Below are 25,606 nucleotides of genomic sequence, written 5' to 3'. Positions count from 1 at the left end.
TCTAAAAGGTCGTGGAGGGAAGACGATGCGCCTAACTTCAGAATTTCAGCTTCGTGCTCAGCAAGAAAGAGTGGATATTTTAGCTAATAATATTGCAAATATCAGTACAGCTGGCTTTAAGGCCAGTGTGGTTAATCTTGCTGAGGCTTATGATGCTCAAGAAAAATCAGCTAATTTATCCTTATACGGAGGAGTTCCTGATGGTGCAGCTTTAGGAGTAGGTACCGGGGCTTTATTTCATGGTAAAAGAATCGATATGTCGCAAGGAATTGTAACGAGTTCCAATAATCCTTGGGATATTGCGATCGATGGGCAGGGCTTTTTTCAAGTAAAGCCCCCAAATGGCGATATAGCTTATACTAGGGCGGGCATGTTCCAATTAGATAGTGATGGACTGCTTGTCAATCAACAGGGATATGCTCTACAACCAGCAGTGATAATCCCGCCGGATTTCGGTGAGGTTCAAGTCAGGCCAAATGGAAATATTCTTGCGATGATCGATGGCAAACAAGAGGTAATTGCCCAAATTACGTTAGCCAATTTCATAAATACAGATGGACTTCAGCAAATAAGCAATAATCTCTTTCTTGAGACACTGGAGTCTGGCGTGGCTCAGACAGGTGCACCTGGTTCGAATGATTTCGGAGAAGTTAAGTCTGGCGCCATTGAACAGTCGAATGTGGATTTAGCTACCGCTATGACGAATTTGGTTCAAGCTCAAAAGGCGTACCAAATGGATGCAAAGATGATTCAACAAGAAGACGATATGTTCGCGAAAGCCAATGCATTGAGGAGGTAATCGAATGTCTGGATGGTTGGACAATCCTATCTTGACGGTTCTAGAAAAGGGCCTGAATGCTTCAAGTTTGAGGCAAAAAGTTCTGGCAGACAATGTCGCTAACGTTGATACACCTGGATTTAAACGTTCAGATGTTGATTTTCAGCAGGCACTTAATGCTGCGTTAGGTACAAGCGGGTCTACCCTTTCACTCAAAACGTCGGTCCCAAGGCATTTTGCGATCGGGACAGCAGAGAATCAATCTTTAGTGCAGACGGACCATAGTACAAGCCTTCGTAATGATTCAAATAATGTCGATATTGACCGTGAAATGACTAACGTGGCAGAAAACGGGCTGTATTACAATGCATTAACACGGACTATTTCGTCGCAGCTAGGAATGCTCCGTATGGTTATCAAGTGATAAAGGTGAAGCAATTCGGAGGTAAAAAATGATTAGAGGATTATATAGTTCCGCGACAGGAATGCTCGCCAACCAGAAAATTTCTGGGACGATCGGTGAGAACTTGGACAATATTCGAAATCCGGGCTATAGGGAAGAACAAAACCTTGTGACCTCATTTCCCTCGTTGCTTTTACAGCGAATGTCAAGTGGCAATGAGGTGGAAAATGGGCAGATTGGTGCTATGGGGACGGGTGTCCTAGCTGACCGTGTAGCCTTTAAGAATGGTTCGGGATTGGTAATTGAAACGAAACAGCTCACCGATGTGGCCTTAGTTTCTGAGGGATATTTTGTTGTTCAAACAACGGCAGGTGAACGTTTTACTCGAAACGGCCATTTTGAATTAGATGAGGCTAATCGCCTTCGTACGACGGCAGGAAATCTTGTGCTTGGGGAAAATGGACAGATTGGACCACTGGGACCTAATTTTTCAATAGAATATGATGGAACAATTAGGGACAATGGAGAGATTGTTGATCGTTTGAGAATTGTCGATATTCAGGGAACCGAATTGCAACGTGAAGGGAAAACGACACTTTACAATACGACTCAAGACCCAGTTCCAGTGGCACGGGACGCTATCCAAATGCGTCAAGGCGCAATAGAAGAGTCAAACGTCAATGTCAACGATCAGATGGTTAAGATGGTTGTGGCAATGCGCGCTTATGAGGCAAGCCAAAGAGTACTACAAATCCAAGACCAGGCTTTAGATAAAGCGGTTAATGAAGTCGGTAGAGTATAACTAGCAAAGCATTAAGCAGGCTAAATATGTGAGGAAAGAGTTGAATGTTTTTGGTGGGACAGGTCGTCGTCTTTGCTTTAGGGAATGAAGAATATGGAATGCCGATAGATGTTGTAAGGGAGATTACCCGTCTTGGAGAAATACGCTCGATTCCCCAGGCGCCTCCTTATGTACAAGGATTAATCAATTTACGCGGCAAGGCAATTCCACTCATCGATTTACACGTTCGCTTTGGAATTTCGGCTGTCGGTCACCGAAACTCTGAAGATGCTTCCTCGGAAATTAATTCCTTCGCCTTAATTACGGAAGTTAATCAAAAATTAGTAGGTTTTGCCGTCGACAGAGTCTTAGAAGTACGGACGCTGGAGGATGTGGCGCCACCTCCAACCTTAATTACTGCTCCATTTATTGGTGGACTGGTAAACTTGCCAGATAGAATTATTATGCTTTTGGTTCCTGACCGCGTGCTGGACAATACCGAATTGCTTGGTCTTAGTCAACTAGCAGCTCAGTAGCGCATTGATTGCTACTAGATCATAAAGTAAGAACTGACGTTTAATTTCTAACCGTTGTTAATCAGCGAAAGGAGGCAATGGTATGAATACGAATGCCGCACAGATGCTTCTTTTATTTCAATTACAACAGATGAATGCTTCTTGGCAGAATGGACAATCAGATAAAGCCGGTCTAGCAGAAGCTGAAAATAACAATTCAAAGATGCTGCTTTTTGCAACGTTACTCAAAGCGGCACTTGGGGAAGGAATGGCTTCTTCTCAAGGGTTAATGAGCCAATCAAATAACTTGTTAGGAACATCCGAGGTTAGTGGTAATCAAGGAATCCCTGCTCTTAAGGCAAACGCTGAAAACAGGGGTTCACTTGACCATTTGATATATTCCATGGCTCAAAAATATGGGGTCAATCCTGATTTAATTCAGCAGGTTGTCAAGGCAGAATCGGCGTTCAATTCCAAGGCGACGTCTCCAGTGGGGGCCATGGGCTTGATGCAGTTAATGCCTGGAACAGCGGCTTCATATGGAGTGCAGAATGCTTATGATGCGACCCAGAACTTAGATGGGGGAACCCATTTCTTGAAGGATTTGCTCGATCGATTTAAGGGAAATATTCCGCTGACTTTGGCAGCTTATAATGCTGGACCTGGAGCTGTCGAAAAATATAATGGAATTCCACCTTACAAAGAGACTCAGGCTTATGTACAAAAGATCATGAATGGGCTGAACAGCATCGACCAAAAAGCGTAAGTTCTGCGGGCAGCTTTCTCTAGCTTGCATGATCAGTTGTATGCCATTGAAAAGCTTTTCGTATCATATAGATTAAGTGAATGTCCGTATCTATTAGGTGCGGACTTATGAGCGTTAAAGAAAATGGCAAAGATATTGACAATAAAACCAAAACTATATAGAATCAGCTTAACTTAAGAACTATTATCAAGACATGAGGGAATGGCTAGGGTGGTTTGGAAATGTTCCCAGCGTAGGACAACTTCTGATGGTCGTTGCCGTCCAAAATCTTGTCTGTCATGCGGTGGAGGTAAGGATCAAATAGTTAAAGCCAAATAGTATGAAGGGGTAAAGATGCTAGAATACTATAGTTATCTGTGGAGCACGACCTGGCCAGATCTGATCGTGCTCCTTTTGATATGGGTTATTGTCCTCTTTCGAATGGGGTGGAAATTCTTGAATACATGGCGCTTTGCTCATGATACATGGGGTTTTTTGCTGCTGGCAGGGAAGACCATAATTTGGGTAGGAGTTTTAGCGGTTTATACAGAACTATTTTCCCAGCCAGATTGGTTCGTTCGACCAGGTTTGATCCAAGGTTTGGTACAGGGAAAGGCCTACGATTCGGGTTCAGGTTTGTATATTATTGACCTCGGTAGTAGTTCGGAAAATAACCAATTTTATGTTGATCGGAATGTCTATGAAAAGGTAAATTTGGATGATCAGGTTAAGCTTATGTATCTGCCGACACGACGAGAAGTAATACGATGTGAGTTTACTGACAGTTTGCTTTAAAATGGATTTACGAATAAGATAGGTAAATAGATAAAGATAGAGCGATGATGAGTTTTTTAACAAGGAAGTGTGTAGTTTGAGTTCAGAAGTCTATTTTACTAGTATGAAGACTAAACGAGGGGAAAGTCTTTTAACGAAACTGGAGCATTTGATAATACGGGCTGGGTTATTAGACGCGATTGCCCCTAAAGATCTCGTGGCAATCAAATTACATTTTGGGGAACGCGGAAATCTTGCCTATGTCCGACCCCAATATGTGCGGCGGGTTGTTGATCAGGTTAAAAAGAGAGGCGGCCGTCCTTTTTTGACGGATGCCAATACACTTTACGTAGGTTCCCGCTCAAATGCTGTTGACCACTTAGAGACGGCGATTGAGAACGGCTTCGATTATTCTGTGATCGGGGCCCCTCTGGTGATTGCGGACGGTCTAAATGGTAAAGACTATAGTTCTATACCAGTCAATCTTAAGCACTTCAAAGAGGTGAAGATTGGGAGCGCGGCAGTCCAAGCGGATGCCTTACTAGCCATTACTCATTTAAAAGGGCATGAGGTGACAGGGTTTGGGGGTACACTAAAGAATTTAGGCATGGGTCTGGGCAGCCGTGCTGGTAAACAGCAACAACATTCTGATCTTCTACCTCAAGTGAATGAAGAGCGCTGTATAGCTTGTGGTAAGTGTGCAAAATGGTGTCCGGCCAGTGCTATTGTTGTCGAACTAAAGGCTGAGATTTCTCAAGACAAATGCATTGGATGCGGTGAATGTACCGTTACCTGTCCAGTTCGCGCTATCGCCATTAATTGGAAGACAGAAGCCGATATCATACAAGAAAAGATTGCAGAGTATACGGTCGGTGTTCTCAAGGGGAAAGAAGGAAAGACCGGATTCATTACGTTTGTGACAAATATTTCGCCTTTATGTGATTGTTGTGATTGGAATGATGTCCCGATTGTCGGAGATATTGGCATACTTGCTTCCAAAGATCCAATTGCTATTGACCAAGCTGCTGTGGATTTGATTAACCAAGCGCAGGGTAATCCGCACTCAGAGCTGGGTGAGCGTTATGCTGAACATGATAAGTTTCGAGTACTTTTCCCAGACATAGACTGGACAATTCAGCTTTCCTATGGGGAAAAGATTGGTTTGGGAAGCAGGGACTATAAGCTAATTCAAGTCGGGTAAATGCGTTCGTCTGGAGATAAGCAGGTAACGTATAATTCCCATGAATTTCACACAAAAAGTTATGGCGTAATATGCTATAATGAGAATAAGATAAAGTAAGTAACTTGATGCGGAAAGGAGAGTGGGGATATGCGTGTCCAAAAAGTTAATGAGCATACCATCCGCATCTTTATCTCTTTGACAGAGCTAAATGACAGGGATATTACGATGGCTGATCTATTTCAGCGATCAGCGAAGACGGAGCAGTTGTTTTGGGAACTCATAGCGCAGGCAAAAGAAGAAGTAGAATTTAATTTGGATCAACCTTTCTGGATTCAGGCAACTGTCGCTTCGAATGATGAATTTGTGATTACTATTATGAAGCAAGAAGAACAAGGCGAGGGTTCTGTTAAAGAAAAGGCGGTTCGAAAGATCTCCAAGGGTCGTGTTACTGAATTGGTTTATGTGTTTGCTGATTTTGAAGATCTGATTTCAGCCGTGAGACGTTTGCCAGACTTTAGTCAGCTGCGCTCAAGCCTTTATGAGTTCGAAAAAGAATATTACCTTGTGCTCAATCGTTTAGGAACGGGCAAGAAAAGGTTATTGGCTGAAGCAATCCTTGATGAATATGGAGAAATTGTGGCCACAACGGGGGTTTTTCTATCTGAGCATGGGAAGACTATCATTTCCGTTAAAGCTGTTCAAACGCTTAATGCTTCTTTCAATAAGCCTTCATATGGCTAAAATGGAGAAGGGATAGGAAAAGGGAAGCGTTTTGCTTCCCTTTTCTTTTTTGGATAATTAACCAAAGGAAAAAATAGCCGGGATTTGACGCAGACAGTGTATGCAAACGGTTTTGCCTTTAAAGTTATGCACCCTCATCGTTTTACCGCAAAATATACAAGGCTGAAACTGTGCTTTTGTGCGAACTTGTGTTTTAAATGGAAGAATGATAGCTTGATGAGCTGACTGTTGGTTTTTAGTAATCGAGCGAATGTTTGACATGGAATTCCTCCTTGAAGTCAGAAGTCAGAGGTCAGAGGCCGGGGAGCCAGATGACGGACAACTTCAGCAAATAAGTAAGTTTGATTGTCACCGATTATGTTCGTAGAAAACTCTATTCATACATTTCCTTTATCATATGCTAATCGAGCTGTCGAAATCCTAAAAAGTGTGCGGGTCAGATTAGGGAAAATTGGTCGATTATAAATATGGCCCAAAAGGAGTGGGAATCGGTGGAGCAAGAGAAAAAAAAGCAATTAAGGGCACTTCCAGCTGTTCATGAAGTGATTTCTCGGCTGGAGCATGAAACGGAATTCAGTCCGTTTTTGACGAATGAGAGGCAATCGCCCCGTTTAACTCAGGGAGTTCGACAGGTTTTACAAAGGGCAAGAGAAAATGTCTATAAGAATTCAACGAATTCGGGTTCGTTTGATGAGTTTGAAGCCACGCTATGGCCATGGATATTAAACGAGCTTCGAAAAGAGTTGACGAGTGCGGAATCTAGTCTAAGACGAGTTATCAATGCCACGGGGGTTGTATTGCACACCAATTGCGGAAGAGCTTTACTTGCCCCCGAGGTTGCTCGTTTTGTTGCCGAGCAAGCTGAAAGGTACAGCAATCTTGAGTTGAATATTGAGACTGGGTCGAGGGGATCGCGCTATGTTCATGTTGAAGAGATTTTGTGTCGCTTGACGGGTGCTGAAGCGGCTATGGTGGTCAATAATAATGCTGCTGCGGTATTATTGATGATGAATACCTTTGCTCAAGGAAAAGAGGTCATTGTTTCGCGGGGTGAATTGGTGGAAGTAGGTGGATCCTTTCGGATTCCTGAGGTTTTAAAAGCGGGTGGGGCCAAACTTGTGGAAGTTGGAAGCACTAATAAGACTTGGCTTAGGGATTATGAATCGGTCATTGGACCGGAAACTGCTTTGTTATTAAAGGTTCATACAAGCAACTATCGGGTGGAAGGATTTACTCATGCCGTCTCTGGAGCCGAGTTGGTTGAACTTGGTGAAAAACATGGCTTGGCAGTGATGGAAGACTTAGGCAGCGGTAGTTTCTTTGATGGTGCTAGTCTGGGGTTCCCTATTGAGCCGACCATAAAACAAACTGTTAAAGCGGGGCTTGCCCTAGTGACGTTCAGTGGGGATAAATTACTTGGCGGTCCGCAGGCCGGGATTATCGTTGGCAAGAAGGGTTATATAGAGCGCCTTAGGGCAAATCAATTGACCCGAGCTTTGAGGATCGATAAATTAACCTTAGCTGCTCTTGAAGGAACCTTGCGCTTATATGAAAACGGAGGAATAGACGAGATCCCCGTCTGGAGGATGCTCTCCGCTCCTTTGGATACACTACATAAAATTGCTTCTGAGCTTGTAACAGAACTTCAGTCGAATGCAAGAATTGCCGTTGAGTTGAAAGAGGATGTCTCTCAGGTGGGCGGTGGAGCTTGGCCCACGGTAGAGCTGCCAACATGGGTGTGTGCTATTCGGCCAATTCAAGGGAGTGTCCTTGAGTTAGAAGCGTTTTTACGCTTAGGGACGGTAGCTATATTGGCTCGGATTCACAAGGATTGGGTGCTTGTTGATGTGCGAACTCTGTTGAGTGGAGATCGTGAGGAGATTGTGAGGCGGTTGGGGCAATGGGGTTGTTAAGCGGGAGGAAGTTTCTTAGCCCATTCGCACATCCTACGCCGTTAAGTACTTCTTTTGGGATCGCGGCTTCGGCGATACTCTCCACCGGAGACTATCGTGTTCCATTGCTATTCGCTTGTCGCTCAGGCTAAACCGCAAAACTTCTGGGCTTACTGGTCGAATGCTATGCCGTCACGGCGCCTTGCCAATCCACACTGCAGGAGTATGCGTAATGAGTTGCAGTGTGGCGATAAGCTCGTCCGCTTATCGTCATGGCGGCGCTCTAATCTCGAACGTCCTGTTCGAGTCTTGGCGCATTCGACACTTGGCACGTCCTGTGCCGGCGCATGTGAACAGTTGCGGTTCTTAACGCCTGATCGACTGCGCTCATTGACGCAATTCCACTAATCATGCTCTCTCAGCTAAGAAACTTCCTCTAGGCTTGGGTCGACGGTGGCAAAACCGCAGACAAGTGGGGAAGGTTCTTGGCTTGCATAAGCTAAGAACCTTCTTTAGCTTGAGTCGATTGGGTTTGACTGGAAGGTGCTGGGGGTACTGTTTGCGTCAAATGACGCAAAAGCGCTTCTTGCAAGTAAGTGCAAGTTGGGGACGGTTCTTGGTTTGCATTCTTAGCTGTTTGTGGTTAGGTGCAAATGTGCTTGTGGAGTTGGTGAAGTTGTTGACGTGGTTTTGATTTAGGTTATAATAAAAGAGTGATACGTTGGAGTCATTGTTTTATAATGAGGAGATGGGTGGTGTGGGGATGAATCTGAATATGAATACGACAAATAAGCTGACGGATAAGGTCAGGTTGACGCAGTTGTCTACTAAGGCGGGTTGAGGATGTAAGATAGGTCCTGCGGACCTGGCGCAAGTTTTGCGTTTTTTGCCTCCTAATTTAGAGGATGCCAACCTTATAGTTGGTATGGAGACTTCGGATGATGCTGGTGTTTATCGTATTAATGATGAGCAGGCTATTGTCCAAAGTGTTGATTTTTTTACACCTGTGGTAGATGATCCTTATGCGTTTGGGCAGATTGCTGCGGCCAATGCTTTAAGTGATATTTATGCAATGGGGGCGAAACCGCTTACTGCTATGAATCTGGTTTCCTTTCCAGTCGGAAAGCTTAATATGGATGTTTTGGCGAAGATTCTTCAAGGTGGGAGTGATAAGATCCGGGAAGCGGGTGCGGTTCTTGTTGGAGGGCACTCTATTGATGATCCTGAGCCGAAATATGGGCTGTCGGTCACTGGGATCGTGCATCCGGACCATGTCCTTTCTAACTCAAAAGCCAAGCCAGGGGATAGCTTAGTTCTCACAAAACCACTTGGCGTAGGAATCATCACCACCGGGATTAAACGGGGAATTGTGTCACCTGAAGCGGAAGCAGAAGTCATTCAAGTTATGTCTACTCTAAATAAGACGGCCGCTGAAGTAGCAATAGCTGTTGGGGTTCATGCTGTCACGGATGTGACAGGCTTTGGGCTTTTAGGCCACTTACATGAAATGCTTGAGGCCAGTGCCTGTAGTGCAGAGGTCTATGCGGAGGCTGTACCAGTCTTAGACAGCGTTTGGGATTGTATCAAACAAAAAGCAATTCCAGGCGGGACGCAAGCCAACCGTCGTCATCTTGAAGATAAGGTAGAGTTTGCGCATGACGTCTCAGAGGAACTTCGGATTGTGCTCCATGATGCGATCACCTCTGGCGGGTTATTATTATCCGTACCGGAAGATCGTCTTGATAGCCTGATTAAACAGTTAGAAGAGCATAAAACTTTAGCCGCAGCTGTCATAGGGAAAATTCAAAAAGGCGTACCTGGAAGAATTGCGGTTTTTGGTCGTGCATGATAAAATACCGTGTACTGGTAAGGTAGCGGAGGGATAATGATAATGGATCTATTGCAAACCATGGCTACTTGTTTTGAACAAGTAGCCTTCTTTTTTCCGAGCGGAAACCCCAAGATGCAAGTCAATTTTGAACGGCGCGCGTCTTATTTAGACACCAGGAACTTTTCTAGAGATAGTTTGGCCGATACTCTAAAGGAGTATCATTCACACTTAGGAGCCAGTTCGGAAACGCAAACGATGATAGAAGAGCTTAGACATCCAGAAACTCTGACCGTGATTACGGGACAGCAGGCTGGAATTTTGACGGGTCCGTTGTATACCCTTTTTAAAGCGATGACCACGATTCGGCTGGCCAAAGAACAGCGTGAGAAGCTTGGACGTCCGGTAGTTCCGATTTTTTGGATTGCTGGTGATGACCATGATTGGTTGGAGATTCGGGAGACCTACTTCTTAAATGCTGAGGGTAAAGTGATTCCTTGCCATATCCCAGGTAATGGGGAAGGAAAATCTGTTGGTCATCAACCTGTGCCCGCTTGGGAAACCATTGAAACTCAACTGATGGGGATCCCCGAGAGTGAATTTCGAGCCTCTGTTTTGAAACAATGTCAAAACTTTACGGAGCAAGCAAATAACTTAACTCAGTGGTTTGCCCTGACGTTACAGTGGCTGGTTAGAAAATGGGGGCTAATTTTCTTTGATCCTTTGTTACCAGAATTTAAGCGCTTATCTGCTCCACTGTATGAACAAATCCTAAAGCTGCATACTGATGTTCGAGTGGCCCTAGCTGAACGGACTAAAGAATGGGTAACCCTAGGGTTTGAGCCTCAGATTCAACCAACTGGAGGGGAAGTTAACCTTTTTCTTTCTGTGCCCGAGCGGAGGGCTATCCTATGTCATGATCAAAGTTTTTATTTACGTGGGCATCAGGAAAAATGGGATTTGGATATCCTTAATTCCTTAATTACTCAAAGACCAGAGCAGTTTTCCCCAAATGTGGTGACTCGACCTGTTGTTCAGGAATTCCTGTTTCCGACCTTGGCCTATGTTGCGGGACCAGGGGAATTGAACTACTGGGCCCAATTAGGGGGGGTCTTTGCAACATTTGGCTTTGTAATGCCGGTACTTTATCCGCGTTTGTCGGCTGTCGTGTTAACTGCCTCCTGGCAAAAATCGTTAAGCAAGCAAGCGTTAACGATTAGTGATGTTTATCGAGGCTTAACGGAACAGAGGGAACGGTGCGTGCGAGAGCGGGATAACTTAGATATCGATGAACGCTTCAAGAGTTTTAAAACACATATTGAAAAGGGATATGCGGAGCTTGAAGCACTTAAGGAGATTCACGTCAATGTTCAAGACTGGTTGATCCGAAATGAGGTTAAAGTTAATTTTCAATTAGATTATTTACAAAAAAAGATTTGGCAGGCTCAGCGTAAACGATGCAATGCTGACCTAAAACGCTTCCAAGACCTTGAAGATGGGATTACTCCCAATCATTCTAGGCAGGAACGAGTTCTAAATCCCTTGAGTTTTATCGCTCGTTATGGTCTTAGCTTTGTAGATCGAATTGCAGAACTTCCAATTGACGCTTTTTCAGAGCAGCAGATCCTTTTATAGTGCGTATGCTTCACAAGTTCAGTGAACTCACTCCAGATGGAATTAAACACTAAATCTGGAGTGAGTTCCTATATCTTAAGAAAACGGGTATAATAATAATACAAGATCCTTAATTATTGGAGTTGGTAATGTGCGACTCGTGAAGAGATTAGTCCTAATGGCGGTTGCTTTGCTGGGAATTAGTGCGGTTGGGTTTGTTGGGTATCATCAATACTTTGGATTAGGGGGTACGATGCCCAGTGATAATCTGGTGGATTCGCAGAATGTAGGGCTTCAAAATAGGGTCAGCGTATTACTTGTCGGGGCGGATCAACGACCTGAACAGAAAAAGTTTAGTACGGATACGATAATCTTGGCCAGTGTTGATCCAGAAACGAAGCGTACTAGCTTGCTTTCAATCCCTCGTGATACGCGTGTCGCTCTTTCTGGGCATGGCTATGTTAAGATAAACGAAATAGTGTCAAAAACAGATTTGGAAACCTTGCAAAAGACGGTCAAGGAGTTAACCGGAGAGGAAATCAAAGGGTATATTCAAACCAACTTTCAAGGATTTAAAAAAATTATTGATACTTTAGGCGGAATTACGGTTGATGTAGAGAAAGATATGTATTATGAAACTGGGGATATCGAGGACGGGTATATTAACTTACGTAAAGGTGTGCAACGCTTAAACGGTGACAAAGCGCTCCAATATGCCCGATTTCGTCACGATGCTTTAGCAGATATTTCTCGAACGGCAAGACAACAGGTTGTGCTGAAAGCGGTTGCCAAAGAGATGTTTCAGTTAAGCACAATTCCGAAACTTCCCTTTCTGATTCCCCAAATTATGAACGCGGTCCATACGAACTTATCCTCTAAAGATATTTTTGTGTTAACAAAGGTAGCCGTTGGATTTGAGAGCTCTAATATGGTTTCACAAACTCTCCCCGGATCATTTTTGGACCTTGATGGAGTAAGTTATTGGAAGGTTGATCCCGTCGAAGTAAAAAGAGTGGTTGAAAACCTGTTTCAAGGGGAGACGACGAACAAAGTGATTGACCAGGAGAATGTTGATTTACTAAAACCTGCTACGCCAACGCCTAGTAAGCCCTTGCCGAAAGTTCCTGGAAACAGCCAAGACCCCAATGGACGAAAATCTCCAGGATATTTAGCAATTCCATTGGGAAATCTAGAATAATAGAACGAATACGGACCTTTTTCTGCTTGTATAGATGGAAAAGGGTCCTTTCTTTTTAATAATTAGGACTTACGACCTATGGGGAATGGGTAAAAGTATGATATTATTTTAAAAAAGTGAATTATACAAAAAAGTGGGGCGATTCTATATGCCAGAAAAAATAGTTCAGGGACATTCTCAGGAGGAGATTAGAGAAGAGTGGGCACACAAACTCCAAATTCCCCCGGAAGATATAATACTGGAAGTTATTGAAAAACCCACCTTTTTTTCTCGTCAATGGAAAGTACGGTTAATTTGGAAGGACCAAAATCAAGTTCCCGTGTTTACCCAAAACCTGGTTATTTGGGATGGTGTTAGGTATGTCATCGTCCTTGGTGAAGGAGTTAAAGAATTTATTCCGTTCCCACAGGCGGGTGAAATTTTGTTTGATGGTATGCTTCAGGATCAGCCGTTCCCCGTTAAAAGTGGAGATAAGGTTGAATTCCGCCCCTCGGTCCAGGCTGGTCGTTTGACTTGGGACATGCAGGTGTATTTACAGGGATTGTCTGTCGTGGCGAAAGTTAAACATGAATTACCTGGACATTATAGCCTTGTTGAAGACATTCCTGTTCAGAATCCGCTTGATTTAGCACAGTATGTTACATGGAAGGCGCTACCAGCTCAAGGGGAGATTTGGGATGAAGGCCGATTAATTGCAGACCTTAAACAATTAAAAGTAATTCATGGGCTTAAGCCCGGTATTTGGCAAGAGATTCAAGCTGTTAAAGGTGTAGGGGAGGTTGTCGTTGCTGAAGCAACTCTTCCGGTAGCGCCAGAACACGCGCAATTAATAGACTTTGTCGGTGAGCCTCAAGTACTTTCTTACACAGAGGAGAAAAAAATAGATTTTTTTGCCTCAAAAGTAAAATTGGTCAAGGAAGGGGCAGTTCTTGCTCGAAAAGTTCCGGGCAAGCCAGGAGTTCCAGGCCAAGATGTATTAGGAAAAACTCTAGTAACGCCTCCATTTAAGGATTTTCTATTTCGTGCAAAAAAGAATGTCTATCTTTCAGAGGATGGATTAGAAGTGATTGCTAAGTGTGCTGGACAACCTATACGCCTGGATGAACGAGCGTATATGGTGGAGAATGTCTATGTTTTACACAAGGATGTTGATCTGGCAACGGGAAGTATTGAATTCCCGGGAGATGTTTTCATAAACGGAAATGTCCAGGATGGCCTTCGCGTTTTCGCTGGAGGAAAGATAGAAATTAGGGGATCTGTTTCCCATGCAGAGTTAAGGGCAGAAAAAGGTGCTAAAATTCATCAAAACCTTTTAGGCGGAAAAGTCGTCATTGGTGAGAAATTCGTGGTTCGTTCAGAACTTCTCCGGGGAGTGACTCAGCTACAAGATCAACTAAGTGCTTGTTTAATCAATACGGCTGAGTTAATGAAATCGCCTGGTGCTGTTAGTTTAAAACCCGGACAATGTCTAAAATTGATGCTAGAAAAGCAATTCCCTGAACTTCCTAAAATGTCGGTTAGTATGGAAAAATTTGTGTTGGAACATAAGGATGACGAAATGATTAGCGAAGGCTTGATTGTTTCTATCCGAACAGCAAAACATTTTTTGATGGGATTAGGGCCTTTAGACCCTCAAGCGCTGCCATTTTTACAACGGGTGAGTCAAGCACTGGAGCAATTTATTGAAAATATTACGATTGAGATTCCGGAAAAGCTTAGCTTCGTTGCTAGTTATGTGCAGGGTGCCGTCATTGAATGTGGGGGTGCCTTTGAATGTCAAAAGGGTACTTATAACTCGGATATTCGTGTCGAAGGAGACCTTACTATTGAAGGGGTATGCCGGGGCGGGAAGATTTTTGCCGGAGGTAAGGTTAGCATTAGAGAACTTGGGAGCTCGGAGGTCAGTTCAACCTTTGTCCAAATCAGCCCCCGAAGCCATCTGCATGTAGATTATTGCCATCCCAATGTCATTATAGCTGTGGGCAAGAGAATAATGCATATAGAAGAAGCCTATAAGGATTTAGAGATCTACCAGGAAAATGGCCGTGTTCAATTTGAAAAGGTACGGGCAAATCCCTTATAATTTGATTGATTCATTGGTTAAAACACCCCACTTCTTGTAAGACGCGGGTGTTCCATAGTTAAACGAAGTCTCTTTAATAACCTGCTAGTGGCAGGTTATTGTTTTTTGGTTTTCTTTAACAACCTTATGGATTATGCTACACTTAAAGGAACCTGGGTATTACTAATTTGCAGAGATTTATGACCCTGAAACACAGAGTGGAAGGATAGAGTACATATGAAAATTATGATTGAATTAGAAGAAGCTAAGGAATTGGTCCTTTCGCGAATCCAGCCAGTCGGGACAGAGTGGGTTGCAATCACGGATGCCTATCAACGCGTATTGGGTCAGGATGTGACATCCCAAATTGCGATGCCACCGTTTGAACGCTCGCCGCTAGATGGGTATGCTTACCGTGCGGGAGAGTCTGATTCTCAACCACTCCAATTAAAGGTTGTCAGCGAAATCCCGGCAGGAACCTTCTCAGATCGAGAAATTCTCACAGGAGAGGCTGCCAAGATTTTTACAGGTGCCCCCATTCCGGCTGGTGCCAATTGCGTGGTGCGAATGGAAGACACAGAGTTAGTGAGTGATCAAGTGACAGTTATTAGTCCGGTGTTGCCAAACTCAAATATGGTGCCTAAAGGAGAAGAGATTAAAGAGGGAGACACACTCCTCAGACAAGGCTTTTATTTAACCCCACCGGCACTGGGTTTATTAGCTGCGGTTGGTTTGGATCAAGTTAACGTTTACCGTCGTCCGCGCGTGGGTTTACTCTCGACTGGGTCGGAACTTATGGATGTTGGGCAATCATTACTTCCAGCTAAGATTTATAATAGTAACAGTTATACACTGCGAGGGATGCTTCAAGAGGCTGGTTGTGAGGTTTTGGCAATTCCTATTGTCTCTGACCAAATGGAAGATACACTCGAGGCCTTGGCAAAAGTTTCAGACGCTGATGTGATCATTACTACTGGGGGAGCCTCGGTAGGGGATTACGATATTATGCGCCATGCTCTAGCCGAGTTTGGCTGCGAAATGCTGTTTTGGAAATTGGATTTAAAGCCGGGCACTCCTGCTTCAGTCGGACAAAAGGGAAAACAACTCTTTTTCTCCCTTTCGGGAAATCCTGCTGCTGCCATGGTCACGTTTGAACTTTTAGTTCGTCCGGTACTCCGCAAAATTGCTGGGCGTTCTATTCACGAGGAGAAACAATTCTTAGTTAAAATGGCCAGTGGTTTTGGTAAAACGGGCAGACAAAGGCGTTTTTTGCGTGCTCAAGCGGTATTTGAAAATGGAGAAATATGGGCAGACCTTACTCCGGCTCAAGGTTCAGGAATTCTACGTTCGATGATCGGGAGTCATCTATTGGTGGATGTGCCAGCGAACCATGGATCTGTAGAACCGGGGGAACTCTTGATGGCGAGTTGGATTGCGAGCTGGGAGAATTAGATGAATATTAGAGAGGTGAGATCTCGAATTCCCGTTATTTCGATTGTGGGCGGAAAGTCCAATTCAGGGAAGACGACACTTTTAGAAAAACTTATTCGTGAAGCTAAGCTCCGTGGGTGGAGGGTTGCGACGCTGAAGCATGATGTCCATGGGTTCGAAATGGATCAACCGGGTAAAGATACGTGGCGCCATGCCCAAGCGGGTGCGGATATCGTCGCAATCAGCTCCCCCAAAAGGATTGCAATCTTGGAGAGTGTAGCAGACGATCAGCCTCTCGATGAGGTTCTCGCCCGAATTCAGGGGGTGGATGTGATCTTTACCGAGGGATATAAGCATGGCAACAAACCAAAAATCGAGGTGTATCGCTCGGCCGTGCATCAGGGACTCTTCTCTAAACCGGAGGAGCTTATCGCTATTGCTAGTGATATCTCGTTTGATAACGGGATTCCCTGCTTTGGCCTGGATGATGCCCGAGGGATTTGTGATTTGATCGCCGAAAGGTTTGGGGTGAAGGGGGGACTTGTGTGACACAGCGCTCGGTGCTTACGACGCAGAGCAAACTAACCGTTCAAGCTCCTACTTTGGGGAACGGGATACCCACCAGACTCGCCATCCTTGGCTCGGTTGGCGGCAGTGCACATCCTTGTGCACTGTCCCGTATCTGGGGTCGGTCGCTTGAGCGGAAGTTTGCTATTCTGGCTTACGTAAAGACGTCGCGCTCGTGTCACACTGCGTCCCTGGCTTGGGTCGAGGGAACGAGGGAACGAGGGACGAAGAACGAAGAACGAAGAACGATAGAACTTAATGGAACGGGAGGTTTGGGAGACGGCACATTTCATGTGCACCGTCTGTCTTAGAGGTCCGCTTGAGCGGAAGTTTGCTATTCTGGCTTACGTAAAGACTTCGCGCCTGTGTGACACTGCGTTCCGGGGCTTTAGGGAAGGATTTTTTTAAGGAAGCGGGTTGCCCAAGGTAATAAGGGAAAGGCCAATAGAGATGACAAAAGATTAAAGATGGTATGGGCGTTAGCAACCTGGCGCGAGAGGCTTCCTCCCATGAGTGTTAGTCCATGGGCAAGTGGTTCAACGAAGGGTAAGAAGAGTAGTACCCCAAATACATTAAGTAAGACATGGAATAGTGCCACCCGTTGAGCGGCCCGCGAGGAGGCGAGTGCTGCGAAGACGGCCGTAAAACAGGTGCCAATGTTGGCGCCAAAGATAAAGGCAAGTGCTGTGGGTAGGGTTATCCATCCGTCAGCCGTAAGCAGCATTACAATGCCCGTAGTGGCGTTGGAGGAATGAAGTAGGGCAGATACCACTGTCCCAGCGATGACTCCTTGAAGATGGTTGTCGCCTAGTTGTCGAAGAAAATTTTGAATTGCGGGCAAATGAACGAGCGGGGCCATCCCGACTTGGAGTAAACCTAAGGCGAAGAAGAGAACTCCAAGGCCGAAAACAGATTGGGAAAGAAATCGCCAGCGAGACGGAATAAAGAGAAAGCCTAGAGAACCGAGAATCATAATGTAGGGTGTTATCTGGTCTAGGGGAAAAGCAAGGAGTTGGGTCGTAAGGGTGGTGCCAATATTACTGCCTAAGATTAGGGCAAAAGCGTTGCCAAAGGGGAGGAGCCCGGCATCGACGAAAGATACGGCCATTACGGTCAAGGCAGTACTTGATTGAAGAAGAGCTGTGGATATTGAGCCACTCCAGAACCCGCGCCAAGGAGTTGCGGTCATCCAAAGAAGTGCTTGGTGGAGGCGATGCCCGGCAAAGGCTTGCAGCCCCTGCCGCAGTATTTTCATGCCCCAGAGTAGAAGGCAGAGGCCTAGGATAAGGATGGCGATATACAGTGGTCTCACCTTCTTTCGGGAGTAGTGGGAGGAAGTGTCTTAGCATCCTACGGCGGTAAGTGTTCGTTATTGGTAGCGCCTTCGGCGATAGTCTCCACTGGAGACTATCGTGATCCATCGCTATTCACTTGAGGCTATGCCTAAAACTCAAAACCTCTGGGCTTTCTGCAAGTGCGTCGCTCCTTGCCATCCTTGGCACCGCGACATCAGTCCATCCATGGACAAGTCCCGTTGAGTTTCTTAACGCCATATCCTCTGCGCTCATTGACGCAATTCCACTAATAGTGCTCTCTAAGCTAAGAAACTTCCTCTGGCTTGGGTCGAAGGGGGTTAGAACGATGTAAGAAAGTTCTTAGAGTGCTATTTGCGTCCCTGGACGCAAAAGCGTGGGACGTGCTCGTTGAGTGCAAGTTGGGGACGGTTCTTGACTTGCATCTTTGGCTTGGGTCGACGGGGTTAAGAACGGTGTTAGAAGTTCTTGGAGGGGGCTGTTTGCGCGTTTACGCAAAAGCGCGGTACGGTGAGCATGGGGGGAAGCCATGGAGGGGGTTCTCCGCTTTCCTCGTGGGAGAGCGGGAGTTGTTTGCCTCTCCTCGCATCGCAGACTACGGTGGGGTGATTTTGATGGAGATATTCTTGGGGCTCTGTTAATTGTATTGAACGAGGAAATTATCAAGAACTAGAGTTAGAAATTACCGACCGACTTAGGATGACTTTAGAATGCTCTTAACTATACATAAAGCGCAGTATTGATTGTTTCTAAACGCTAAAAAAGGCACTCATTTAGTGCCTACATAAATAATATTATTTGGCTCAAACCTGACAGGGGGTGTTTGCATAAGTTAACCCAAGAGGTGATGATATGCGAGTTCGTGAGGGGAATGTTCAGGATTGGCCTTTTATTTATACCCTTGGAAAGAAAGGTATGCTGGATAGCATTTCGCCATGGCGTAAACAGCCTATTGAAGAAACCATTAGATACAGAGAGGGATTTCTTACTGGGTTTTGGACGTGGATTCAGAAGACTGGATCTGTTGTCTTCATTGTGGAGGCTGCAAAGGTAAATGGAAAGCCTTGTTCTGAAGAGGGAAAAACTCAATCGATTGGGTATTTAGTTCTTCACCCAACGTCACAGGAAGAGTTAACAGGTCTGACTCAGGGTTGGATTATGGATTTAGGAGTTGTTCCGAAGTGGAGGGGCAAAGGCGCAGGCCAAGTATTGCTTAAAGCTGCTGAGGAGTATTGCCGTACCCATGGGGTTTTCTACCTAGGCCTTGCGGTTAGTAGTCATAATGTGAGAGCACTTAAGCTCTACGAAAAGTATGGTTTTGCTGAGGAACGAAAGCTATTGGTCAAATTAGTAGATTAAAGAAAACTTGCTAATATAAAAAAAGCTTGCGACGTATCAGCCGTCGCAAGTGAAGTAAAAGAGAGGAGTGGGGATAAAAAATTGAAAAATTGAGACTATCTAAATCATGTCCTGAGGCTTATTTTTTTATACAGGCCTCGGGATATGTTTTCTATATAAGGTTCCTTTCTGCGCTCCGTGGTATAATATCCTTATTAGAGTTCAACTATCAAGGAGGCAATTGTGGAGCAACTAGAAATTAGGGCATTAGTTCAAGCCGTGTTGGCGGAGACCAAGGGGTTGGAAGGTTATTTTATAGTACGGGCTCAATCTCGCCGGGAATGGAGCCTGCGTTTGAGTAACGGGCGATTGGATCGGGTTTCGACTGGAGGAGATAGCGGCTATGGAGTTCAGGCTTTTACGAAGGAGGGGGCATCAGGATTTGCCAACTCTGATGTTTTAGCGTTAGAGCTCAGCCGCACATTAATCGATAAGGCTATTCAGTTGGCCCGTAGAAATGAAGCGATCGGGTCAAAACGAAATCGTCAGATTTGGGAGGCTCCACAGATTCAGGAGAAGGTAAGGAATCCAGCCCAAAAAGTATTTGGAGAAATTTCTTTGCCAGAACTTCAGGAGAAGGTGATAAGCTTACATTCCCGTTTGCGGGATGGTTTTCCGGAGGGCTCTTGGCAGACAAGTTATAGACAAATCGAAGAGGTATGGTGTATCGGGCGCTCAGATGGAACGTTGGTATCCTTTGTTATTCCTAGAGCGGTCTTGATGCATCAGGGGACAGTTCGGGATCAGGGTAAAGCACAAAGTACGTTGATTCATCGCAGTGGCATGGATGCTACAGTGCTCTTTGAGGAACTAGCGGATCACTCTTTAGAAAAAAAAGCACTGGATCGGGCAGCGTTTGCCAAAGCGGTGTGTGGTGCGCCTCAGTTGCCGAGCGGTCATTATCCGTTGATTATTGATTATGGACTGGCCAAGGGCTTGGCGCATGAGGCCTTTGGACATGCAGTCGAATCGGATCACATGAATGAGTCCGTACTAGGAGAAGCTGGGAAACTGCGCAAAGGGCTCCGGGTGGCGAGGCCTGGTGTCAATATCATCGATGGTCCACTTCTTGGAGACTGGGCTTATCAACCATTTTCTGCCAATGGACTTTTAAGACAAACCGTGACGATTGTCAAGGATGGAGTGCTGGTGGCTGGTCTGGGGGATATTTTCTCTGGGGAAGAAGCGGGCATGCCGGTGACAGGAGCGGGAAGAGCAGAGAGCTACGGACAAATTCCTTTGCCTAGGATGAGCAATATTCGTTTGCTGGTCGACCGCATGCTTCCGTTAACTCCAGCCGAACACTTGATGGACGAAGTGAAAGTTGTCCGTGAAACTCTTTTGCAAAACGGTGAGTTACGTGAGGGAGAGAAGAATCTGCTTCTTTTGGGGTATCGAGGTGGACAAGTTAATCCTAAAACGGGGGATTTTGTCTTTCAATGCGATGGAATTATTGATGTGGCTGATCCAAACCTGCCGATTTATCAACCGTCGATTTTTAGCGGGAAAATTCTTTCTGCGTTAGAGGCAATTCGCGGGGGGTTAGGAGAAGGGTGCTTCGATGCGATTGGAGCGTGCGGTAAAGGTGGGCAATCTGTCGCTTCAAGCGGTGGAAGTCATCGTTACTTGCTCATGGATGTTGATCAGCAAGTCAGTTTAGGAGGGGAGCAGGCATGAAACTCGTTGCGCAATTGGAGGATCTTCTCTATCAGTCTCAGCAGGCCCCAAAGAAAGAGGAACTACGCCTATCGGCTTGGCGAATTTTGGTCCATGAATCGGAAGCAGTTTCCTTAGGAATCAAAGACAATTCACCAGGGAGTGTCTATACTCCACCTAGTTATCGACAGGGTGAAAGTGGAGAGGTTTTTTTGGTCTGGGCTGATGGGACATGTAGTCAGGCCATTGTTCAGCTACCATTTAAAAATGACCCAGACTATTGGCCGAAGGAATTGGAGCAATGGAAGCTGGCTTCCTATGAAGACCCGGATGCAACACATATTCCATCGCCAGAACCCCTGGAGCTAGTAGCTCTCGAGGACCGCGCTATTGAACAAATAATCGCTGGAAAGGACGAGGTTTTATTCGATCAAGTCAAACAATGGCTTAAGGACAGACCTTCTGAAGCGAAGATGCAAGGCAGCATCCAAGCTGCTTGGGGCTATCGACATGTTCGTACCTCGACAGGGCTTGCTGTTACATATCAACAGTCTCAATTTATATCCTGGTTTTCCTTTGATAGTTTGGTAGGGGGTGGATTTGCTAAGCGCCGTCTTATTCGTCCGGAAGAACGAGAGGATTTGTGGGTACAAATCGTGAATCAGTATGAGGGGATGAAGAAAGAAGCACCTCCTGTTGGACCCCAGACTCAAGTGATCCTTTCTCCGTCTATGACAGAGGATATGTTGGGACAGTTTGTATTACCTAATTTCTCGGGTGATCGTGTGATCGAGGGACAGGGTGCCTTTTCTAAAGAAAATTTTCTAGATCAAAAACTAGTCTTTCATCCGCATTTTTCTTTACTGATTGACCCACTTCGACCCCTTGAATTAGGGTCTTATATGGTGACACCTGAAGGAGTTCCTGCACATCGGACAGTGTTAGCCCGAGATGGGCTTCTGCAGACTCCTTATCTGAGGGTGAAAGATGCTGTGCGCTGGGGTGCGAAACCGACAGCTTTACCACAAGGAACAGGTGGACTATATCTTAAGCATCAAGCCGAGGTTCCTTGGGAAGAGGCTTTGCAAGGGGTAGAAGATGGTGTTCTTGTCTTATCAGTGCTTGGTTTACATACTCAAGAAGCTGTCTCGGGCTCATATTCGCTCAGTGCGCCCCACTGTTTGCGGATTTTAATGGGCAAAATCGTTGGGCGAACGGATGTTAAATTAACCGGTAATTTCTTGGCGGATTTGGCCGCGCCAACGACAAAAACGGCCCAGGCAAGCCTGAGTAATCTGCCTTATCTGATGATAAAAACAGGAGCACAAACTCTTTAAAACAGAGGTCAGAAGCCTGAAGTCGAAGTGGGAGTCTAGGAAGTGGATAAAAAGTGAAGGAGTCTGAATGCTGTAATGTTAGATTTGCATGTTCATCTACTCGGGCATAACGATCGGGAGGCAAACCGAGAAAACATCCGGGCGTTTTTGGATGTAGCGTCGCGCAAAGGATTAAAAGAAATTGGCTTTGCCGATCATGACTATTATTTTGAGCAAATGAATTTTCCACTGATCAGGGAAGTGGCGAAAGACTATCCTCATTTGGTGGTACGAGTTGGTTTCGAGGCGGAATATCGGCTAGAAGATGAAGGACGAATCAAAGATTTAATAGATCAATATCCGTTTGACTTTGTGATTGGGTCAGTTCATGAGATGAATGGCTGGATCTTTGATATTCCAGAAGAGGAGCCTATGCATCATAAGAAAGATGCGGATGAGATTTATCGTGAATATTTTGAGCTTGTAAAACATGCAGCTAGTTGTGGGCTATTTACTACAATTGGTCATCTTGATCTCATTAAACTATTTGGAATTCGACCGAAAACGGATATCTTGAAGCTGGCTGATGAGGCCTTAACGATCGTAGCAGAACGGGGGTTAGCCTTAGAAGTGAACACAAATGGTCGGTATAAGCCCGTTCAAGAATTCTACCCTGAAAGACGTTTAATGGAGGAAATTCAGCGGCGGGGAATTGACTTTACCTTGGGGGCTGATGCTCATTGTGCCGAAGTAGTAGGGCGAGATCTAGAGGAAGCGAGTCAGGTCCTGCGACAGATCGGGGTTCACACTGTGGTTGGGTTTTCAAGTTTTGACAAAGTGCGTTATTCATTGGATTAGATGTTTGCATAACTTTACACGACGGTGAAACACTAAACAATATGTGTGTGACGGAGTGTAAAGGAGAGACGCAAATGCCTTGGATAGAAATTGAGCTTTCCCCTCGATCAGAATGGAACGAAGATGGCCTTGAAGATTGGGCGCAAGCCCTAGGGGCCTTCTTGACAGATAGAGGAACCGGATTAAATCCGCAGATCCATGTGTTACCAGGATTAAATGTGCTTGAGTTGGGGGAGGCGGGAATTGGAGAACTCACTTTAAGCAGTGCCGAGCGGTTAGTTATTTTAGAAGGATTATCCTTAAAAGGAACTATTGAATGTGATTTTGCTCGTTTTGTGGTGAATTTTGCCCGTCAAATGGGGGCAGTGGGAGTTTGCGTTTCCATCAATAGTGCCGATGACAAGAAGTTCTGGCGGAAATTGGGTGGGATTATCCAGCCCGATTCTGTTCCGTTGGAAGGGTCCATTGAACAGGGAAAAGTCGCTGTAGAGCAACTCGCTAAATTCTCGCTATTAGTGACGTATCAAGGTGAGCCGGCTCTGTGCCTCGAGCCGATAATGTGTAATGCACATGCTCCAGGAGTGGTTAGTCTTTCTCAACGTCGCTTAGAAAAACTATATGGGGGAAGTCCTTTGGGATTTGCTAGTCGTGTGGCGGTTCATTGTCCCTGGAAACTTAACCGAGAGCAATGGGATAATTTGCTGTCGTTTAGCCGTTTGCAGGCCTTTGATTTGTTGGAGAAACTTGTAAGTACCTGTCAGAAAATTTGAGGTTAGGCTGGGTCATTCACATTGGATGTGATTTGTCTCAGCCACTAAAATTTTATATAATAAGACAATTATAGAGATAGTGGGACAGAGGAGAGGAAAAGGATATGGCTGCAAACGATTTAGCTTATGAATTGGCGCGTACGCTTAAGGAATCTAATGAGTTCAAGCAATTTCTTAAATCAAAGGAAAAAGTAATGAGTGATGCTAGTAATCACAAGATGGTACGCGAATTTCAATTGAAACAATGGGAGATTCGCGAGGCGCAAATGTTAGAACAAGAGATTAGCGAGGAGAAACAGCAAGAGCTAGAACGCTTATATAGTTTAGTGAGTTTAAACCCTGCAGCGAGGGAGTATTTAGAAGCTGAATTTGAAGTTTCGTGCATTGTCAATGACATTCAGAAGATCATTGGAGAGGCAATTCAAGACGCTATGCCAATAGGTTATGAGGAGATGGCCCCCTGAAGTGAGATGATATGCTAAATTAAAGAAGGTTTGAATTGATGAAAATTGGAATGGTTTGTTACCCCAGTTATGGGGGGAGCGGAGTCGTGGCGACGGAGCTGGGGTATGCATTGGGGGAACATGGGCATGAAGTCCACTTTATTTCTTCCGCTCGACCCTTTCGTTTACATCGATTTCATGAGAAACTTTTTTTTCATGAGGTAACTGATGTGAACTATCCCTTGTTTAAATTTCCCCCTTATACGTTGTTGCTCGCTAATAAAATTGTCGAAGTCGCGAACTATGTAGGGTTAGACGTGATCCATGCTCATTATGCAATTCCGCACAGTATTAGTGCATTATTGGCCAAACAAATGATGACTAGGCCACTGCCGTTGGTGACAACGTTACATGGTACGGATGTTACTTTGGTCGGTGCTTTTGAAGAATTTTTTAATTTAACCCGCTTAGGACTTAAATCTAGTGACCAGATAACCGCCGTTTCTCGTTCACTAGCAAGGGATACTGAAAAGATCTTTGGGCCTATAGATCAAGATATCAAGGTAATTCCGAACTTTATTGACCCCAATGTATATCTACCGATGAAGGGACTGATGGACCGGTTCAGGAGACACTTTGCTCCACAGGGAGAGAAAATCTTGGCCCACATCTCAAACTTTAGAGAAGTGAAACGGGTCGTGGATGTGGTTAGAATATTTTCTCTGGTTGAGAAAGTCATTCCCTGTCGGCTTTTACTGGTCGGTGATGGACCGGAAATGGTTCGGGTTGAACGGGAGGCCGTAAAACTAGGGCTTGAGAGAAAAGTCATGTTTCTAGGAAAACAAGAAAGTGTTAAAGAAATTTTGCAGATGGTTGATGTTTTTATTCTGCCATCGGAACAGGAAAGTTTTGGTCTTGTCGCCCTTGAAGCGATGGCTTGTGGGGTTCCGGTCATCGCCAGTCGGGTTGGTGGATTACCCGAAGTCGTTATCCATGGCAAGACCGGCTATCTCGCAGAAGTCGGGGACGTCCTAGGGATGAGTGAGGCAGTACTTAGCCTATTGACCGACGATTTACGCTATAAGTCCTTTTCTGAACAGGCTGTAACTTGGGCAAGAGAGACGTTTCCGGTAGAACGGGCTGTGAAAGAATATGAGTCGGCTTACGAAGATGCGATCCAAGGTCGTAGTTCGTAGTTCGATTATCGTGGTTCGTGGTACGGAGCGGGAAGTCCGCAAAGGTCATTATCGTAGTTCGAAGTTAGTGGTTAGTGGATTGTGGTTCGTAGTCTGAATATCAGATATCATAAATGTTCGAGGTTCATGTAGATTTAAACTACG

At 45.2% G+C, this 25,606-nt stretch carries 25 protein-coding genes; 23 read left to right on the top strand and 2 right to left on the bottom strand.

Annotation, left to right across the window (positions count from 1 at the left end; all coding sequences use genetic code 11):
• The first annotated feature begins 25 nt into the window (after positions 1 to 25).
• From ACYQ3Q_RS06220 to ACYQ3Q_RS06185, 8 genes are all read left to right on the top strand, one after another.
• Complete coding sequence (locus ACYQ3Q_RS06220; protein WP_459927745.1) at positions 26 to 799, top strand: flagellar hook-basal body protein; 774 nt, start codon at positions 26 to 28, stop codon at positions 797 to 799.
• A gap of 4 nt (positions 800 to 803) precedes the next feature.
• Positions 804 to 1,202, top strand: a complete 399-nt coding sequence (flgB, locus tag ACYQ3Q_RS06215) for a flagellar basal body rod protein FlgB (RefSeq protein ID WP_459927744.1) — start codon at positions 804 to 806, stop codon at positions 1,200 to 1,202.
• A gap of 28 nt (positions 1,203 to 1,230) precedes the next feature.
• Complete coding sequence (locus ACYQ3Q_RS06210; protein ID WP_459927743.1) at positions 1,231 to 1,983, top strand: flagellar hook-basal body protein; 753 nt, start codon at positions 1,231 to 1,233, stop codon at positions 1,981 to 1,983.
• A gap of 50 nt (positions 1,984 to 2,033) precedes the next feature.
• Positions 2,034 to 2,498 carry a chemotaxis protein CheW gene (locus ACYQ3Q_RS06205; protein ID WP_459927955.1) on the top strand — a complete coding sequence of 155 codons (465 nt, stop codon included), beginning with the start codon at positions 2,034 to 2,036 and terminating at the stop codon, positions 2,496 to 2,498.
• Between the two features lie 82 nt (positions 2,499 to 2,580).
• On the top strand, positions 2,581 to 3,243 hold the full coding sequence (locus tag ACYQ3Q_RS06200) for a lytic transglycosylase domain-containing protein (protein WP_459927742.1): 663 nt from the start codon (positions 2,581 to 2,583) through the stop codon (positions 3,241 to 3,243).
• Positions 3,244 to 3,576: 333 nt separating this feature from the next.
• Positions 3,577 to 4,017, top strand: coding sequence for a hypothetical protein (locus ACYQ3Q_RS06195; protein ID WP_459927741.1), 441 nt, complete (start codon positions 3,577 to 3,579; stop codon positions 4,015 to 4,017).
• 76 nt (positions 4,018 to 4,093) lie between these two features.
• Positions 4,094 to 5,197, top strand: a complete 1,104-nt coding sequence (locus ACYQ3Q_RS06190) for a DUF362 domain-containing protein (RefSeq protein ID WP_459927740.1) — start codon at positions 4,094 to 4,096, stop codon at positions 5,195 to 5,197.
• Between the two features lie 129 nt (positions 5,198 to 5,326).
• On the top strand, positions 5,327 to 5,920 hold the full coding sequence (locus ACYQ3Q_RS06185) for an adaptor protein MecA (RefSeq protein ID WP_459927739.1): 594 nt from the start codon (positions 5,327 to 5,329) through the stop codon (positions 5,918 to 5,920).
• Between the two features lie 57 nt (positions 5,921 to 5,977).
• Here ACYQ3Q_RS06185 and ACYQ3Q_RS06180 read toward each other — a convergent pair whose 3' ends face one another.
• Positions 5,978 to 6,181: a hypothetical protein gene (locus ACYQ3Q_RS06180; protein WP_459927738.1), complete on the bottom strand. Its 204-nt coding sequence runs from the start codon at positions 6,179 to 6,181 to the stop codon at positions 5,978 to 5,980.
• Between the two features lie 230 nt (positions 6,182 to 6,411).
• Here ACYQ3Q_RS06180 and selA point away from each other — a divergent pair, with 230 nt between their 5' ends.
• The 8 genes from selA (at position 6,412) to ACYQ3Q_RS06140 (ending at position 16,823) form a co-directional block, all read left to right on the top strand.
• Complete coding sequence (gene selA / locus ACYQ3Q_RS06175) at positions 6,412 to 7,833, top strand: L-seryl-tRNA(Sec) selenium transferase (RefSeq protein WP_459927737.1); 1,422 nt, start codon at positions 6,412 to 6,414, stop codon at positions 7,831 to 7,833.
• A gap of 754 nt (positions 7,834 to 8,587) precedes the next feature.
• Positions 8,588 to 9,661 carry a selenide, water dikinase SelD gene (gene selD, locus ACYQ3Q_RS06170; protein WP_459927954.1) on the top strand — a complete coding sequence of 358 codons (1,074 nt, stop codon included), beginning with the start codon at positions 8,588 to 8,590 and terminating at the stop codon, positions 9,659 to 9,661.
• A gap of 42 nt (positions 9,662 to 9,703) precedes the next feature.
• On the top strand, positions 9,704 to 11,275 hold the full coding sequence (gene bshC, locus ACYQ3Q_RS06165; RefSeq protein WP_459927736.1) for a bacillithiol biosynthesis cysteine-adding enzyme BshC: 1,572 nt from the start codon (positions 9,704 to 9,706) through the stop codon (positions 11,273 to 11,275).
• A gap of 130 nt (positions 11,276 to 11,405) precedes the next feature.
• Positions 11,406 to 12,452, top strand: coding sequence for an LCP family protein (locus ACYQ3Q_RS06160; RefSeq protein ID WP_459927735.1), 1,047 nt, complete (start codon positions 11,406 to 11,408; stop codon positions 12,450 to 12,452).
• Positions 12,453 to 12,600: 148 nt separating this feature from the next.
• On the top strand, positions 12,601 to 14,535 hold the full coding sequence (locus ACYQ3Q_RS06155) for a flagellar assembly protein A (RefSeq protein WP_459927734.1): 1,935 nt from the start codon (positions 12,601 to 12,603) through the stop codon (positions 14,533 to 14,535).
• Positions 14,536 to 14,751: 216 nt separating this feature from the next.
• Positions 14,752 to 15,966: a molybdopterin molybdotransferase MoeA gene (locus tag ACYQ3Q_RS06150; RefSeq protein ID WP_459927733.1), complete on the top strand. Its 1,215-nt coding sequence runs from the start codon at positions 14,752 to 14,754 to the stop codon at positions 15,964 to 15,966.
• A complete protein-coding gene (gene mobB / locus ACYQ3Q_RS06145; protein WP_459927732.1) occupies positions 15,967 to 16,494 on the top strand; it encodes a molybdopterin-guanine dinucleotide biosynthesis protein B in 528 nt (175 codons plus the stop codon).
• On the top strand, positions 16,491 to 16,823 hold the full coding sequence (locus ACYQ3Q_RS06140) for a hypothetical protein (protein ID WP_459927731.1): 333 nt from the start codon (positions 16,491 to 16,493) through the stop codon (positions 16,821 to 16,823). Before mobB ends, ACYQ3Q_RS06140 begins: the two co-directional genes overlap by 4 nt.
• Positions 16,824 to 16,900: 77 nt before the next feature.
• On the opposite strand, the gene ACYQ3Q_RS06135 is transcribed toward ACYQ3Q_RS06140, so the two are convergent.
• Complete coding sequence (locus ACYQ3Q_RS06135) at positions 16,901 to 17,815, bottom strand: Na/Pi cotransporter family protein (protein ID WP_459927953.1); 915 nt, start codon at positions 17,813 to 17,815, stop codon at positions 16,901 to 16,903.
• Between the two features lie 862 nt (positions 17,816 to 18,677).
• On the opposite strand from ACYQ3Q_RS06135, the gene ACYQ3Q_RS06130 reads away from it, so the two are divergent.
• From ACYQ3Q_RS06130 to bshA, 7 genes are all read left to right on the top strand, one after another.
• Positions 18,678 to 19,184 (top strand): GNAT family N-acetyltransferase, encoded by a 507-nt coding sequence (locus ACYQ3Q_RS06130; RefSeq protein ID WP_459927730.1) that lies wholly within the window; start codon positions 18,678 to 18,680, stop codon positions 19,182 to 19,184.
• A 222-nt stretch (positions 19,185 to 19,406) separates the two neighbouring features.
• Positions 19,407 to 20,900, top strand: coding sequence for a TldD/PmbA family protein (locus ACYQ3Q_RS06125; protein ID WP_459927729.1), 1,494 nt, complete (start codon positions 19,407 to 19,409; stop codon positions 20,898 to 20,900).
• Positions 20,897 to 22,216, top strand: a complete 1,320-nt coding sequence (locus ACYQ3Q_RS06120) for a metallopeptidase TldD-related protein (RefSeq protein WP_459927728.1) — start codon at positions 20,897 to 20,899, stop codon at positions 22,214 to 22,216. The genes ACYQ3Q_RS06125 and ACYQ3Q_RS06120 overlap by 4 nt, the downstream gene beginning before the upstream one ends.
• A gap of 75 nt (positions 22,217 to 22,291) precedes the next feature.
• On the top strand, positions 22,292 to 23,053 hold the full coding sequence (locus tag ACYQ3Q_RS06115; RefSeq protein ID WP_459927727.1) for a histidinol-phosphatase: 762 nt from the start codon (positions 22,292 to 22,294) through the stop codon (positions 23,051 to 23,053).
• A gap of 74 nt (positions 23,054 to 23,127) precedes the next feature.
• Positions 23,128 to 23,823: a hypothetical protein gene (locus tag ACYQ3Q_RS06110; protein ID WP_459927726.1), complete on the top strand. Its 696-nt coding sequence runs from the start codon at positions 23,128 to 23,130 to the stop codon at positions 23,821 to 23,823.
• Between the two features lie 104 nt (positions 23,824 to 23,927).
• Positions 23,928 to 24,287 (top strand): YlbF/YmcA family competence regulator, encoded by a 360-nt coding sequence (locus ACYQ3Q_RS06105; protein WP_034145830.1) that lies wholly within the window; start codon positions 23,928 to 23,930, stop codon positions 24,285 to 24,287.
• A gap of 38 nt (positions 24,288 to 24,325) precedes the next feature.
• Positions 24,326 to 25,462 (top strand): N-acetyl-alpha-D-glucosaminyl L-malate synthase BshA, encoded by a 1,137-nt coding sequence (gene bshA / locus ACYQ3Q_RS06100; RefSeq protein WP_459927725.1) that lies wholly within the window; start codon positions 24,326 to 24,328, stop codon positions 25,460 to 25,462.
• The last annotated feature ends 144 nt before the right edge of the window (positions 25,463 to 25,606 follow it).

The organism is Desulfosporosinus burensis, assembly GCF_054657535.1.
The sequence above is the reverse complement of the archived record's forward strand: the minus strand, read 5'-3'. Positions and strand labels throughout refer to the sequence as shown.